Source organism: Kushneria sp. Sum13 (genome assembly GCF_052692355.1).
The window spans coordinates 1,936,331-1,950,846 of sequence record NZ_CP199847.1 but is presented as its reverse complement, the minus strand read 5'-3'; the positions used below and the strand labels follow the sequence as shown (position 1 = coordinate 1,950,846).

13 protein-coding genes are annotated in these 14,516 nt (G+C 58.7%); 4 read left to right on the top strand and 9 right to left on the bottom strand.

From position 1 onward, the window contains the following. Positions 1–15: 15 nt before the first annotated feature. The 3 genes from ACUN8C_RS09205 (at position 16) to ACUN8C_RS09195 (ending at position 3,239) form a co-directional block, all read left to right on the top strand. A complete protein-coding gene (locus ACUN8C_RS09205; protein WP_445618939.1) occupies positions 16–1,008 on the top strand; it encodes a serine/threonine protein kinase in 993 nt (330 codons plus the stop codon). A gap of 95 nt (positions 1,009–1,103) precedes the next feature. Beyond that, positions 1,104–1,658, top strand: a complete 555-nt coding sequence (folE, locus tag ACUN8C_RS09200; RefSeq protein ID WP_207771434.1) for a GTP cyclohydrolase I FolE — start codon at positions 1,104–1,106, stop codon at positions 1,656–1,658. Positions 1,659–1,781: 123 nt separating this feature from the next. Then, on the top strand, positions 1,782–3,239 hold the full coding sequence (locus ACUN8C_RS09195) for an NAD-dependent succinate-semialdehyde dehydrogenase (RefSeq protein WP_445618938.1): 1,458 nt from the start codon (positions 1,782–1,784) through the stop codon (positions 3,237–3,239). A 72-nt stretch (positions 3,240–3,311) separates the two neighbouring features. Here ACUN8C_RS09195 and ACUN8C_RS09190 read toward each other — a convergent pair whose 3' ends face one another. The 9 genes from ACUN8C_RS09190 to ppa form a co-directional block, all read right to left on the bottom strand. After that, positions 3,312–3,461 carry a hypothetical protein gene (locus tag ACUN8C_RS09190; RefSeq protein ID WP_165814180.1) on the bottom strand — a complete coding sequence of 50 codons (150 nt, stop codon included), beginning with the start codon at positions 3,459–3,461 and terminating at the stop codon, positions 3,312–3,314. Between the two features lie 245 nt (positions 3,462–3,706). Then, complete coding sequence (purH, locus tag ACUN8C_RS09185; protein ID WP_445618937.1) at positions 3,707–5,320, bottom strand: bifunctional phosphoribosylaminoimidazolecarboxamide formyltransferase/IMP cyclohydrolase; 1,614 nt, start codon at positions 5,318–5,320, stop codon at positions 3,707–3,709. A gap of 53 nt (positions 5,321–5,373) precedes the next feature. After that, the gene (gene fis / locus ACUN8C_RS09180) at positions 5,374–5,670 is read right to left on the bottom strand and encodes a DNA-binding transcriptional regulator Fis (RefSeq protein ID WP_243409142.1); all 297 of its coding nucleotides are present in this window, start codon (positions 5,668–5,670) and stop codon (positions 5,374–5,376) included. After that, the gene (gene dusB, locus ACUN8C_RS09175; protein ID WP_445618936.1) at positions 5,667–6,680 is read right to left on the bottom strand and encodes a tRNA dihydrouridine synthase DusB; all 1,014 of its coding nucleotides are present in this window, start codon (positions 6,678–6,680) and stop codon (positions 5,667–5,669) included. Before dusB ends, fis begins: the two co-directional genes overlap by 4 nt. A gap of 94 nt (positions 6,681–6,774) precedes the next feature. Further along, positions 6,775–7,695: a 50S ribosomal protein L11 methyltransferase gene (gene prmA, locus ACUN8C_RS09170; RefSeq protein ID WP_445618935.1), complete on the bottom strand. Its 921-nt coding sequence runs from the start codon at positions 7,693–7,695 to the stop codon at positions 6,775–6,777. Positions 7,696–7,796: 101 nt separating this feature from the next. Further along, positions 7,797–9,140, bottom strand: coding sequence for an acetyl-CoA carboxylase biotin carboxylase subunit (gene accC / locus ACUN8C_RS09165; protein WP_445618934.1), 1,344 nt, complete (start codon positions 9,138–9,140; stop codon positions 7,797–7,799). A 13-nt stretch (positions 9,141–9,153) separates the two neighbouring features. Next, positions 9,154–9,627, bottom strand: a complete 474-nt coding sequence (gene accB, locus ACUN8C_RS09160; protein WP_445618933.1) for an acetyl-CoA carboxylase biotin carboxyl carrier protein — start codon at positions 9,625–9,627, stop codon at positions 9,154–9,156. Positions 9,628–9,856: 229 nt separating this feature from the next. Then, a complete protein-coding gene (dsbD, locus tag ACUN8C_RS09155; RefSeq protein ID WP_445618932.1) occupies positions 9,857–11,806 on the bottom strand; it encodes a protein-disulfide reductase DsbD in 1,950 nt (649 codons plus the stop codon). A gap of 166 nt (positions 11,807–11,972) precedes the next feature. After that, a complete protein-coding gene (ppa, locus tag ACUN8C_RS09150) occupies positions 11,973–12,509 on the bottom strand; it encodes an inorganic diphosphatase (protein ID WP_108842117.1) in 537 nt (178 codons plus the stop codon). 228 nt (positions 12,510–12,737) lie between these two features. Here ppa and ACUN8C_RS09145 point away from each other — a divergent pair, with 228 nt between their 5' ends. Further along, positions 12,738–14,423, top strand: coding sequence for a protein kinase domain-containing protein (locus ACUN8C_RS09145; RefSeq protein ID WP_445621848.1), 1,686 nt, complete (start codon positions 12,738–12,740; stop codon positions 14,421–14,423). The last annotated feature ends 93 nt before the right edge of the window (positions 14,424–14,516 follow it).

Below are 14,516 nucleotides of genomic sequence, written 5' to 3'. Positions count from 1 at the left end.
CATGGCGCCTTCTGTATGTGGAGGTGGTTAATGGTGGCGCATCCCTTTGAACAGCTCGACCCGGCGCGCATTGTTGCCGCCATAGAGGCGCAGGGCTTTTGTACCGAAGGCGAGCCCTTTGCCCTCAACAGCTACGAGAATCGGGTCTTTTTATGGCGCGATGATCAAAATCAGCGCTTTATTGTCAAGTTCTACCGCCCCGATCGTCTTGAGGATGCCGCCATTCTGGAGGAGCATGCCTTTGTCGATGAGCTGCATGCGGCGGGTTGTCCGGTCAATCGGCTCTGGCGCAATGACCTGGGCGATACATTGCATCATCATGACGGCTTTCGCCTTGCCATCTTTTATTTTGTGCCGGGGCAGGCGCCCGAGCTGGATAACCCCGAGCATCTTTTTGCCCTGGGCGGCATGATCGGGCAAATGCACGCCGTTGCGCGGCGCAAATCCTTTATGCATCGATCTACCCTGCGACCGCACACCATTGCGCAGGAAAGTTTTGAAAGCATTCGGGCCAGCCAGTGGCTGACGGCGCGTCAGCGTCGTGCCCATGAGCGGATCAGTCAGGCGCTGCTGGACATGCTGCCTGAAAAGGCCTGGCCGGATAATGCCTTTCAGCGCGTTCACGGCGACTGCCATCTGGGCAATATGCTGGGACGGGAGAGTCATTTCACGCTGGTGGATTTCGACGACTGTGTCATGGCCCCTGCGGTTCAGGATCTCTGGATGTTGTTGACCGGAGAGGATGAGCCGTCATGGAAGTCGCAGCTGGCAGAACTGATAGAAGGGTATGAAGAACACTGCCCGCTGGACAGGCGTCAGCTTGAATGGATCGAACAGCTACGAACACTTCGCCTGGTGCGATATAGTGCCTGGCTGGTGGAGCGCTGGAGCGACCCGGCCTTTCCCCGGGCCTTTCCGTGGCTTGCCAGTGAGCATTACTGGGATCAGCATATCAGAACCCTCGAACAGCAACGTGTCGCGCTGTCATCACCCCGCTGGCTGGCGTGATGCAGTGCCGGCCCGGCTTCCGGTCTGACCGGAATTGAACCATGCCACGGTGCCCTTATCAGGCGCTGGATATACCCGAAACGCAGGAAAGAAACATGAGTCAGGAGATGGAAAACCACTATCGCGAGATCCTTTCGGCGCTGGGTGAAGACCCCGAGCGCGAAGGACTTCAGGACACGCCGGCACGTGCTGCCAAGGCGATGCAGTACCTGACGCATGGCTATCAGCAAAGTCTTGGCGATATTGTCAACGACGCCGTATTTTCATCGGATACCGATGAGATGGTCATCGTGAAGGACATCGAGCTCTATTCGATGTGCGAGCATCACATGCTGCCCTTTATCGGCAAGTGTCACATTGGCTATCTTCCGCGCGGCAAGGTGCTGGGGCTTTCCAAGTTTGCCCGAATCGTGGACATGTATGCCCGTCGCCTGCAGATTCAGGAAGAGCTGACGCGCCAGATCGCCAATGCCGTACTGGATGCTACCGATGCGCGCGGCGTTGGTGTCATTGTCGAGGCGCGTCACATGTGCATGATGATGCGTGGGGTTCAGAAGCAGAATTCCAGCATGAAGACTTCGGTCATGCTGGGGGACTTTCGTGAAAACCTGTCAACACGTCAGGAGTTTCTGACCCTCGTCCATAACTGATCTTCATGACGCTGCCGCCATCGGTCTTCTGACCCGGGGTAACGGTTCTCCTGTTCAGTGGCATGTCCTATGCTTGGGCCTATCCCGAATGCTCCAGGGACTTCAAGCTGACAGGAGAACGACATGGATACGTTGAACGATAAAAGCCTTTTTAGACCCTTTGCCTACATTGACGGCAACTGGGTGGCGGCCGATAGCGGCGAGCAGATCGAGGTCGACAATCCTGCCACGGGCGAAATCATCGCCCGAGTACCCCGGCTGGGTGCCGTTGAGGCGCAGCGTGCCATCCAGGCAGCCCATGCTGCCTTTCCTGACTGGCGCCGCCGAACGGCCATTGAACGGGCTGATATTCTCTATCGCTGGTATGAGCTGATGATCGAGCACAAGCGCGATCTCGGCCGCATCATGACACTCGAACAGGGCAAGCCCGTGGCCGAGGCCGAAGGGGAAATCGTCTACGCGGCCAGCTTCATGCGATGGTTTGCCGAAGAGGCACGACGTGTCTATGGCGATACCATTCCAGGGGCAAAATCCAACCAGCGCATCATGGTGCTCAAGCAGCCGGTGGGTGTGGTCGGGGCCATCACGCCCTGGAACTTTCCTTCCTCCATGATTACCCGCAAGGCGGCAGCCGCGCTGGCGGCGGGCTGTCCGATCGTGATCAAGCCGGCCGGACAGACGCCGCTGTCGGCAACCGCGCTGGCGGTGCTGGCCGAGCGCGCCGGTGTGCCGCACGGGGTGTTCAACGTACTGCCGGGCAGCGCCAGCGACATTGGCAAGGCCATGACCGAATCAACGCTGGTACGCAAGATTACCTTTACCGGCTCCACGGAAGTTGGCCGTCAGCTGATGTCCCAGGCCTCAACCCACATTCAGAAGGTGTCGCTGGAACTGGGCGGCAATGCCCCCTTTATCGTGTTTGATGACGCCGATCTTGATGCGGCAGTGGCCGGTGCGATGGCGTCGAAGTTTCGTAATGCAGGACAGACCTGCATCTGCACCAATCGCTTTCTGGTGCAGTCGGGCGTCATCAATGCTTTCTGCGAAAAGCTGGCAGCGGCCATGAACGGCGATCTGGTCGTGGGTAACGGCATGGAAGAGGGCGTCAACATTGGCCCCATGATCGATGAAAGCGCCGTCAACAAGGTGCATGAGCATGTTCAGGATGCCATCGAGAAGGGCGCAGAGCTCATGATCGGCGGCCATCAGCATACGCTGGGCGGGCGCTTCTATCAGCCCACGCTCATCAATGGCGCTGATGCGTCAATGAAGGTGGCCTCTGAAGAAACCTTTGGGCCCCTGGCTGCCGTTTTTCCCTTTGATGACGAGGCGCAGGCGATCAGCATGGCCAATGATACCGAGTTTGGTCTGGCTGCCTATTTCTATACGCGTGATGCCGGGCGCATCTGGCGCGTGGGCGAGGCGCTGGAATACGGCATTGTGGGCGTCAACGAAGGACTGGTGTCCAACGCAGCGGCGCCTTTTGGCGGCATGAAGGAATCCGGGCTCGGTCGTGAAGGGTCACACTATGGCCTGGAGGAATATATGGAAACGAAGTATCTGTGCATGACCATCGAATGATCCGATTGGTGGCAGCGATGATCCGAGCCATTAAAAAAACCCCGCCATGGCGGGGTTTTCGGTATTCGAGGCTCAGGAGCACATGCTGCCCTGGGCCGGTGTGAACCACCAGCTCTGCTCGCTGGCGTATCCGTAGGTGCCGGCGGTGGTCACAATAGTGATTGCGACGGCGAGGGTGATCTTCTTGATGGTCAATCCCTTGAGAGACAGTACCTTCCACATGCGGGTTTACTCCGGACAATTTTTTTAATTTTTTTGCCATCGCAGGTCATTGCTGCCGACACTGCCCGGGCTACGCATTATTACTCGCAAGAACGCAATGACATTGTGCCATTCGGATTAAGTTCAATGTCGTCAGAAGATTTTTTCAAACAGGTTTAACGCCCGAATCGTCACAACAGGATATAAAAAAGGGGCCGCCATCTCATGATGGCGGCCCCTTTTAAACAACGGCTGAAGCGGGGTATTTAATGCCGGAAATGGCGCATACCGGTAAAGACCATCGCCATGCCGGCCTCATCGGCGGCCTTGATGACTTCCTCATCGCGCATGGAACCACCCGGCTGAATTACCGCCGTAATGCCGGCTGCCGCGGCGTTATCGATGCCGTCACGAAACGGGAAGAAGGCATCCGATGCCATGACGCTGCCCTTGACCTCGAGACCTGCGTGCTCTGCCTTGATGCCTGCAATGCGTGCAGAGTTGACGCGGCTCATCTGCCCGGCACCCACACCTACGGTCTGGCCGTTGCGGGCATAGACAATGGCATTGGACTTGACGAATTTGGCAACCTTCCAGGCAAACAGCAGATCTTCAAGCTCTTCAGACGACGGCGCGCGCTGCGTCACCGTGCGAAGTTCCTGTTCAGTGACCATGCCATCATCGCGTGACTGCACAAGAAGGCCACCGGTGACGCGCTTGTAGTCAAAGCTCTCGCCACTGTTGTCAGGCCATGCGCCGCATTCCAGCAGACGCACGTTTTTCTTGTCGGCCACCGTCTGGCGTGCAGCGTCACTGATGGCCGGAGCAATGATGACTTCAACAAATTGACGCTCGACGATGGCGGCAGCCGTCTCATCATCGAGTTCGCGGTTAAAGGCAATGATGCCACCAAAGGCGGATTCGCTATCGGTAGCGAAAGCCAGTTCATAGGCACTTTTCAACTGACCGTCACGACTGATGCCGACGCCACAGGGATTGGCATGCTTGACGATGACACAGGCGGGCGCGTCAAAATTCTTGACGCATTCCAGTGCGGCGTCGGTGTCCGCCACGTTGTTATAGGACAGCTCCTTGCCCTGGAGTTGAACGGCGCTGGCAATACTGCCCGGTGCCGGCTCACGTTCGGTATAAAAGGCCGCCTGCTGGTGCGGATTTTCGCCGTAGCGCATCTGCTGACGCTTGTGGAACTGGGTCGACCAGGTGCGGGGCAGAGCAGGGGCTCCGGCATCACCGGTTTCGACGATGCCTCCCAGATAACTTGCGATGGCGGCATCGTAACCGGCGGTATGTTCAAAGGCCTTCACGGCCAGATCAAAGCGCAGGGCGCCATCGGTGCCACCTTCTGAGCCTTCCAGGGATTGCAGCACGCGAGTGTAGTCGGCTGGATCGACCACGATGGTGGTATAGGCGTGGTTCTTGGCGCAGGCACGCACCATGGTGGGACCACCGATATCGATATTTTCGATGGCGCGCTCCAGCGTGCACGCAGGGTCAGCCACGGTCTCCTCGAAGGGATAGAGGTTGACCACCACCATGTCGATCGGGGCAATGTCATGCTCTGCCATGACGGCATCATCCTGACCGCGACGGCCCAGAATGCCACCGTGGATGCGCGGGTGAAGGGTCTTGACCCGGCCATCCATGATTTCGGGGAACCCGGTATGTTCGGACACCTCGGTGACAGCAACGCCCTGCTCACTGAGAAGGCGCCATGTACCGCCGGTAGACAGGATCTCGACGCCAAGTGCTGCAAGGCGACGGGCGAAGTCCACAATGCCTTCCTTGTTGGAGACACTGATCAATACACGGCGAATCGGCAGGCAGGCGTTGGACATTGCAGTCTCGTCTTGATGAGTCATGAGGTTTCCGTGGCAGGCAGTTAAGCGTGTCGTGCGCAAACAGCGCATCAGGCTCAGATCAAATCGTACTGTTTCAGCTTCTTGCGCAGTGTTCCGCGATTGAGTCCCAGCATCTGTGAGGCCTGGGTCTGGTTGCCGCGGGTATGGCTCATGACCGAGCGCAGAAGCGGGGCTTCGACTTCGGCCATGACCATGTTGTAAAGGTCGGTTACGTTTTCACCATCAAGATGGGAAAAATAAAGCGACATGGCCTGGTCAACCGCCTCGCGCAGCGTCCGTGACTGTGACGGATGCTGGTGAAGCTGAATGGGGGTTTCACCCGGGTGATCAGACAATGGATGACTAGTCATGCGGCACGCGTTCCATCTATATGGGCGAACGGAGAATTTTCGGCGAAAAGCGCTTTCAGGTAGCGCTGCTGTTCATCGCAGTCTTCAAGGGTATTGAACTCGCGACGCCACTGTTCGCCCTGCTCTGCGCAGGCGAGGTACCATCCGATATGCTTGCGCGCGATGCGCACGCCCATGTGCTCGCCATAAAACGCATAAAGGGCTTCCAGATGGCCGGTCATGATGTCGGCGCGCTCAACGGCAGTCGGTGGTGGCAGAAGATTGCCGCTTTCAAGATAGTGCTCGATCTCGCGAAAGATCCAGGGATTGCCCTGTGCCGCACGGCCGACCATGACGGCATCGGCACCGGTATAGTCCAGCACCTGACGGGCCTTTTCGGGCCCGTCGATATCGCCATTGGCAAACACCGGTATGGAAAGCTCGGATTTGATCCGGGCGATGGTGTCGTACTCGGCCCGCCCCTGGTAGCGCTGCTCGCGGGTACGGCCATGAACGCTCAGTGCTGCAATGCCGGCGTTCTCGGCCATGCGCGCGATTGCCAGGGCATTACGGGTCTGGTCGCACCAGCCGGTACGAATCTTGAGCGTGACGGGAATGTCCACGGCGCTGACCACGCGTTCAAGAATATCGCCGACCAGGGCTTCATCGCGCATCAGGGCAGAACCCGCTGCCTTGTTGCAGACCTTCTTGGCCGGGCAGCCCATGTTGATGTCGATAATTTCAGCACCGTTATCGGCATTGACGCGAGCGGCGTCTGCCAGCATGTCAGCATCGCCGCCGGCAATCTGGACCGAACGCGGGCCGGGCTCGCCGCTGTGGTCCAGGCGCAGGCGTGACTTGGGCGTGTGCCACAGTCGCTTGTCGGCCGTCACCATCTCGGAAACCACCAGTCCTGCGCCCAGCGTCCTGCACAGCTGGCGAAAGGGGCGATCGGTGATTCCCGCCATGGGCGCAAGAATAACGCGCCCGGCCAGCCGGTGAGGGCCGATACAGGGCAGTCCGCTAACCATTGAAAGCTTTATCCGAAAAAGGGAGAGACATGATAGCGACCTGAGCGCCGATCTTGAAGGGCCAGGTCGCGTTGCTTCGCCGAAAGAACGGGCTTTAGCCGGCCTCACGCGGGCGATAGCCTTCCACACAAACCCAGCCCTCGCGCTCGCGGGGCTCGTTCATGTGAAGCCCCTGGTCGCGATAGGCCTCAACAATATCGTTGGCCTGGTGCGACAGAATGCCCGAGAGCGCCAGGCGTCCGCCTGCCACGACATATCCGGCAATCATGGGGGCAAGTTCCACCAGCGGCCCGGCCAGAATGTTGGCGACCACCACTTCAAAACGGTCGTCCGGAGCCTGTTCGGGCAGGTAGAGATCAAAATCCTGTTCAGCGATCTCATTGCGCCCGGCATTGTCCCGGCTGGCCAGCAGGGCCTGCGGATCAATATCGGTGCCTATGGCGTGGGCCGCGCCTAGCTTGAGCGCTGCGATGGCCAGGATGCCCGAGCCACAGCCGATATCAATCAGGCGCTTTTGTTCAAGCTCACCGGTCACGGCCAGCTCATCCAGCCACTGCAGGCACAGCGCCGTGGTTGGATGAGTACCGGTCCCAAAGGCCAGGCCCGGGTCGAGCATCAGATTGACCGCGTCGCTTTCCGGCGGATCAAACCAGCTGGGTACGATCCATAGGCGCTGGCCCATTTTCATGGGTTCAAAGCCGTCCATCCATTCGCGACTCCAGTCGCGATCTTCAAGCACTTCGTACTCGATCTCGGGGCAGGGCTCGTCACTGGCAACGCTTGCCCAGTGCTCGCGCACCCTTGCGATCATGTCGCTGACGCCTTCCAGATCGTCATAAAGCCCGGTCAAAACGGTCTGATTCCATAAGGGCGTGGTGCCGCGTTCGGGCTCAAATACCGGGTCGTCGACGGCGTCTTCAAGCGTAATGGCCTGAGCACCCTCGTCGGTCAGAAGCTCTTCGAGCAGTTCGGCGTGTTCCGGTGCGATGTGCGCCTTGAGTTGAAGCCAGGCCATAAGGCCTCCTGCAGGACGGGTGAGAGACAGTCATGACTGTCTAAAAGCATCAGGGGGCGATGCAATCGCCCCCTGATGGGTATCGTCGCTATCCGTGGGCGTTAGTGCAGGCCCAGTTTCTTTTCCAGATAGTGAATATTGACCCCGCCGCGCTGGAATTCGCTATCGCGGACCAGATCCTTTTGCAGATCGGTATTGGTCTTGATGCCTTCTACCAGCAGCTCGTCCAGCGCATTTTGCATGCGTGTCAGTGCGCTTTCACGGTTTTCACCCCAGGTGATCAGCTTGCCGATCAGGGAGTCGTAATTGGGGGGAACCGTATAGCCGGTATAAAGGTGCGAATCCATGCGCACACCCAGCCCGCCCGGGGCATGATAAAACGTGATCTTGCCGGGCGAGGGCATGAAAGTGCGAGAATCCTCGGCATTGATGCGACACTCAAAGGCGTGCCCATTGATGACCACATCTTCCTGTCGAATCGACAGGGGAATGCCGGAAGCAATCTTGAGCTGTTCCTTGACAATGTCGACGCCAGTGACCATCTCGGTGACCGGATGCTCCACCTGAACACGGGTGTTCATTTCGATGAAGAAAAACTCGCCGTTTTCATACAGGAACTCGAAGGTGCCGGCGCCGCGGTAGCCGATCTCGATGCATGCATCAACACAGGCCTTGAGCACGTTGGCACGCGCTGTTTCATCGATATGCGGGGCGGGGGCTTCCTCCAGCACTTTCTGATGGCGACGCTGCAGTGAACAGTCGCGGTCATAAAGGTGAATGGCATTGCCTTGACCATCGGCGAGTACCTGAACTTCGACGTGTCGAGGACGCTCGAGATACTTCTCCATGTAGACGACATCGCTGCCGAAGGCGGCATTGGCCTCCGATTTCGTCACCGCCACGGCCGAGACCAGCTGGGACTCTTCACGAACCACGCGCATGCCGCGACCGCCGCCGCCGGCTGCGGCCTTGATCATGACCGGGAAGCCGATGCGACGCCCGATTTCAAGAATTTCGGCATCGTCATCGGGCAGCGGGCCATCGGAACCCGGAACCGTGGGTACGCCAGCCTTTTTCATGGACTCGATGGCCGAGACCTTGTCCCCCATCAGGCGAATGACATCCGCCGTGGGGCCGACAAAGACAAACCCCGAGCGTTCGACCTGTTCGGCGAAATTGGCGTTCTCGGACAAAAAGCCATAACCCGGATGGATTGCCGTCGCATCGGTTACCTCGGCGGCTGAAATCAGCGCCGGGATGTTGAGATAGGACGCCGGGGAGGGGGCCGGGCCAATGCACACGGCTTCATCGGCAAGGCGCACATGAATCAGATCACGGTCAGCCTTTGAATGCACCGCCACCGTCTTGATACCGAGTTCCTTGCAGGCGCGCAGTATACGTAGTGCGATTTCGCCGCGATTGGCGATCAGTACCTTTTCCAGCATGCTGAAAATCCTGTCAGGCAATGATGATCATGGGCTGGTCAAATTCGACCGGCTCACCATCTTCAACAAGTACGGCATCGATCACGCCATCCTTGTCCGCTTCGATCTGGTTCATCATCTTCATGGCTTCAACGATGCAGATGGTGTCACCCTTTTTGACGCTCTGGCCGATCTCGACGAACGACTTGGCACCGGGTGCCGGTGAGCGATAGAAAGTGCCCACCATGGGCGAGAGTACCTGGTGACCGCTGGGTACGGCAGGAGCGGCTTCTTCGGTGGCAACCGGTGCGCTGCCGGGAGCGGCCTGCTGCGGCTGTGGCTGCTGGGGGTAATAGCCCATCGGTGCCTGAGGCATCATGATCTGGCCCTGCTGGCCGGGCAGATTGCGACTGATGCGGACGGACTCCTCGCCTTCCTGAATCTCGATTTCGCTGATGTTGGATTCTTCCAGCAGCTCGATGAGCTTCTTGACCTTGCGAATGTCCATGGCAGTACCTGTTGATAGATCGGGTCTCGTCTGGCACAGGACCCGGAAAGTAAACTCTGTTGTCAGGCAGCGTATGTGCCTTCAAACACCTCATGGTTAACCTGAAGGTCAACCGGCAAGATAGCGACATGATCTCAGACGATCACGTCGCCGCAAATGTGTTGGGGGAGTTTGCCGAAAAAAGCGAACGGTGTCCAGAAAGTCGCCAGATGATACGGGCGAAATTCGGTCAGCCGTTTTCTGCGACCTGCTTGAGCAGATTGCGCATTTGCTGGTGGCCGATTTCACCCTGCGTGCGCTGGGCGCGCATTTCCTGTCCCTTGCTGAAAAACAGCAGCGCCGGCGGACCAAAAAGGTGATAGCGCTTGAGCAGCGCGCGCGCCTCCGGACCGTTATCCGTGACATCCAGACGGATCATGGCAAATGCCTGCAGCTGCCGGCGTATCTCCGGGTCCCCCAGTACGTCGCGCTCAAAATGACGACAGCTGATACACCAGTCAGCATAGACGTCAATCATGACTGGTTTATCAGCATCGCTGATGACACGGTCAAACGCCTGGCGGGTCGTCACGGTAGTCATGTCGGGGGCGGCTGCGTCACTGCTGTCTGATGTGGCACTGCTGTCTAATGTGGCACGCTGACCTGCCAGCGGCATCCACGGATCATCATGACCCATGGCGGCCCCGATCAGACACAGCCCACCCCAGAGTAGAACCATCAGGGCCAGTGCCTGGCGAAGACGCGGCCAGAGCGCCGGTTCAGTGCGTGACAGTCCTCCCATTCCCGCCCCGGTCAGTACGGCCAGACTGCCCCAAAGCGCAAGCGACAGCGTTGAGGGCACCAGACGGTCAAGCAGCCACAGGGCAACGCCTGCCAGCGCCACGGCAAACAGCCGTCGAATGCTCTCCATCCAAGGGCCGCTGCGCGGCAGCCAGCCGGCGCCGAGCGTGGCGACCAGCATCAGGGGAATGCCCATGCCAATGCCAAGGGCCAATAGGGCCAGCATGCCGGCCAGTGGGTCTGCTCCCGCCGAGAGATAGACCAGAACGCCGGCCAGGGGCGCAGAAATGCATGGAGAGACGATCAGGGTCGAGAGCGCGCCTGCTAGCGCAGCCCCCGGCAGACCGGCCTGGCGAAGCCGGTCCTGCCAGGCGCCGATGCGCTGTTGAAAACGCCCACCGGTGGGAAGTTGCCAGACATCCAGCAGCCACAGGGCAAACAGAATGAACAGGGCGGCAAAGGGGATCAGCACCCATGGCGACTGCAGCCGTGCCTGCAGGTTGAGGCTGGCGCCGAAAATTCCCATTAGTGTGCCCAGCGCGGCATAGGTCAGCGACATACCCGCCACGTAGGCCGCTGACAGCATCAGGGCGCGGCGCTTGTTGGCGTTCTGGCCGACCACCAGGGTCGTCACGATGGGCAGCATCGGCAGGACGCAGGGGGTAAAGGCAAGCCCCAGCCCTGCGAGCAGGAAAATGCCCATCATGATCACAAGGCTGGACTGGCCGGGCAGCGTTGACACCTCTGCCCTGGGCCCTTGATCAGAGTTGGGCTTTTGATCAGAGGGCGCCGTGTCGGTGACTGGGACCGGACCGTTGGGCGTCCGCGCGCCGATAAAGCGCTCGGGCGTGGTGCCGGGCGCTGCCTCAAGATGACGTGTCTCGGGGGAGTAGCAAAGGCCGGCCTCGGCGCAGCCCTGAAAACTGATGCTAATCGGCACCGACGCATCGTCAGGCAGCGGGTCTTTCAGCGTCGCCGTGATTATCAGCGGGTGATGAAAGACCTCAACATCTCCCAGAAACTCATCATGAATGGGCTCGCCGCGTGGAATGTCGGCTGCGCTCAGCGCAATATCTGCCCGCTCACTCTGGAGATCAAAACGGTGGCGATAGAGATAGTAGGTTTCGGCACTATCAAATCCCACCTTGATCGTATTGCCTTCACGCCATGCTCTGTAGGTAAATGCCTGATCAACCGGCAGGAAGTCGCCGTTGCCCGAAGCATCGTCGGACGATGTCTGCCAGGGCGATGCAGAGGTCGTGGCGCTGTCCACACGACTGGCGCCTTCGACGGCAGCATCATCATTGGACGAGGAAAAGAAATTACTGGCCGGCGCTGTGCCTGACAGCATGGCTCCCAGCAGGGTGACCATTAAAAAAAACAGGGCGCGCGACATCATGAACTCCGCAGCGCTGGCATATCAAAATGCCGAGAGTGAAAGAAAAAAGTGCCTGAATAAAACATGTCGCGGCGCAACGGCGCCGCGACATGCAGGTATGAAGACATTTTTTCAGCGAAGGGGTTCGCCAATCAGTCTTTCAGAGGCCACGCGATCATGTTGGTGATCAGTGGTTGTCCTTCTGGTAGGCATCGATGGATTTTTCGATGGCCTTGATGGCAGCGGCCTTGTCGCCCCAGGTGTCGATCTTGACCCACTTGCCCTTTTCGAGATCCTTGTAGTTCTCGAAGAAGTGCGCAATCTGCTGGCGCAGCAGTTCGGGCAGGTCAGTAACTTCCTCGACATCGTCGTAGGCTGCAGAAAGCTTCTGATGCGGTACGCAGATGAGCTTGGCATCTTCGCCGGCTTCATCGGTCATGTGCAGGATGCCCACCGGACGTGCACGAATAACACAGCCAGGCTGCACCGGATAGGGCGTGACAACCAGGGCGTCCAGCGGATCCCCGTCATCGGCCAGCGTGTTGGGGATGAAGCCGTAGTTGGCCGGGTAGAACATCGGAGTCGGCATGAAGCGATCGACCAGCAGCGCGTCGAGATCCTTGTCGATTTCATACTTGATCGGCGTATGGTTGGCAGGAATTTCAATCGCCACGAACAGATCGTGGGGAACATCCTTGCCGGCGGGGATCTTGTCGAAACTCATCGATCGAGTCCTTGCGTTTGCGGGTTGAAAATTCGAGAGTGAAAATCGTGGAAAATTATACGAACCAGGCAGGACGATTACCAATCCGGTTGATCGGTAGCTCCCGATCCGCACAATACGACAAATCCGTTGCCTCGTAAAAAGGATGCCAGTGACGTGCAAAATGGCCTGTCTTTAAGTTTCGGACATGCGTTCGTGGCGCCTGATCAACGTCGTCATCGTTCATCGATGTCGGTCCAGATTCCCGATAACCCCCGCCAGCTCGAGATCAAGGGGGCCTGTGCGATCATCGCGGATTCTACCTGGCGTAACGCCATCGCCCGTCAGGCCGGCGATATTTCGGTTCGTGGCTTTCTGGCCGATTACTATTCCACACCTGATCACTGGGACATCAAGACGTCGGCAACACGAGTACTGCGGGCACTCAACGGCTGGTGTTACAGCCAGAGCCGCTACGTCCAGGGCGGCAGTTATATCAGTTCCCTGTCCGCCATTGTCTTCCGTGGCCGGGACAGTTTTCTGTTTCATATGGGCGATACCCTCGTTTTTCGCCTGCGTGGTGCCGAGTTCGAACAGCTTTCACGCGATCATGTCACGGATCTGGGCGGGTATCGCTATCCCTCCCGGGCGCTGGGCATGGACAATAACATTGATATCGATCACATGAGCCTGCAGCTCAAGACCGGAGATGTGTTTCTTTTTACCTCTCAGGCCGTGCGCGGGACGCTCACACCTACGGACTACGTGCACGCCATTCGCCAGCAGGATAACGATCTTGATGCGGCCTGCGAGCGCCTGGCCGGCATGGCGCGTGAGCGTGCCGGGGCCCGCGGCTATGGTGCCGATGCCTTCTGCTTTCAGCTGGTCCGGGTGGAAGGACTGCCCAGTGAAGACGCAGGCCTGCCCGAGCAGCTTCCCGGACAGCTGCCGATTCCGGCCGAGCTTGAGGCGGGGGATCGTATTGACGGATTTCTGATCGAATCGATTATCTCGAAAACGTCGCGCGCACACGTATACGCGGTCAGGGATGAGGCTTCGCTGCGACGAATGGTGATGAAGGTCCCCAGTCCCGAGATGTCATCGAGAAATCCGTACCTGGAGCACTTTCTGCTCCAGCAGTGGATTGGCGAACGGGTGCGCTCTCCCTTTGTGGTGCGCATCGTCACGCCTCCGCGCCCCCGGCGTCATCTTTACTATTTGATGCGCCCCGTCGAGGGGCAGCCGCTGGATCACTGGCTTGAACAGCATCCCGAGGCCGGTATCGAGCAGCGTCTTGATATTGCACGTCAGCTTGCTCGCGCCGTACATGCCCTGCATCGGCGTGACATTCTTCATCAGGCCATTCGTCCTGAAAACATCATGATTGATGAGCATGATCAGGTGGTACTGATTGATTTTGGCGCCTGTGCGCGCCGACTTGATGACGACAACAATGCTGCCCTGGCGCTGGCGCGCGATGGCCGCCTTGGCATGCACAGCGCCCCGGAATATGCCCTGGGGCTGGGCGTCAGTCGCCGCAGCGACCAGTATTCGCTCGCCTCGACCATCTATTGGCTGCTGACCAGCGCCATGCCTTATGCCGTGGCTCCCAATACGTTGAAAAATGAACAGGCGCTGTCGACGCTCACCTACCACCGCGCTCGTGATATCAATCCTCAGGTGCCGGCGGCGCTGGATGACGCCCTGCAGCGCGCATTATCACCGCGTCGAGCACTGCGCTTCAGACGCCTGTCCGAGCTGATTCAGGCATTGCGCTACGCCACAACGTTTACTGACGATGAGGACGATGACGCATCTTCCCTGCCGGCTGATAAAGCGTTGGAGACGCCGTCGCGGCAGAAGTCACTGCGTTTGTGGCAGGGCATTGCCGCGGCCCTGATGGTGGTGCTGGTGGTGGTCATGGTGATCAAATAGGCGCTTTTATGCCCGTGTGCATTAAAAACCCCGGCCACATCAAGTGACCGGGGGTTTTTGTTGCCATCGGTGTTAATACCGTATGGTCAGGCG

Excerpts from the sequence above, each read along its gene's own strand:
- dsbD (WP_445618932.1), bottom strand. The coding sequence starts at position 11,806 with ATGATGTCGCGCGCCCTGTTTTTTTTAATGGTCACCCTGCTGGGAGCC.
- ACUN8C_RS09195 (WP_445618938.1), top strand. The coding sequence starts at position 1,782 with ATGGATACGTTGAACGATAAAAGCCTTTTTAGACCCTTTGCCTACATT.
- ACUN8C_RS09190 (WP_165814180.1), bottom strand. The coding sequence starts at position 3,461 with ATGTGGAAGGTACTGTCTCTCAAGGGATTGACCATCAAGAAGATCACC.
- fis (WP_243409142.1), bottom strand. The coding sequence starts at position 5,670 with ATGACTAGTCATCCATTGTCTGATCACCCGGGTGAAACCCCCATTCAG.
- prmA (WP_445618935.1), bottom strand. The coding sequence starts at position 7,695 with ATGGCCTGGCTTCAACTCAAGGCGCACATCGCACCGGAACACGCCGAA.
- accB (WP_445618933.1), bottom strand. The coding sequence starts at position 9,627 with ATGGACATTCGCAAGGTCAAGAAGCTCATCGAGCTGCTGGAAGAATCC.
- accC (WP_445618934.1), bottom strand. The coding sequence starts at position 9,140 with ATGCTGGAAAAGGTACTGATCGCCAATCGCGGCGAAATCGCACTACGT.
- purH (WP_445618937.1), bottom strand. The coding sequence starts at position 5,320 with ATGACTCATCAAGACGAGACTGCAATGTCCAACGCCTGCCTGCCGATT.
- folE (WP_207771434.1), top strand. The coding sequence starts at position 1,104 with ATGAGTCAGGAGATGGAAAACCACTATCGCGAGATCCTTTCGGCGCTG.
- ppa (WP_108842117.1), bottom strand. The coding sequence starts at position 12,509 with ATGAGTTTCGACAAGATCCCCGCCGGCAAGGATGTTCCCCACGATCTG.
- ACUN8C_RS09205 (WP_445618939.1), top strand. The coding sequence starts at position 16 with ATGTGGAGGTGGTTAATGGTGGCGCATCCCTTTGAACAGCTCGACCCG.
- dusB (WP_445618936.1), bottom strand. The coding sequence starts at position 6,680 with ATGGTTAGCGGACTGCCCTGTATCGGCCCTCACCGGCTGGCCGGGCGC.
- ACUN8C_RS09145 (WP_445621848.1), top strand. The coding sequence starts at position 12,738 with ATGTCGGTCCAGATTCCCGATAACCCCCGCCAGCTCGAGATCAAGGGG.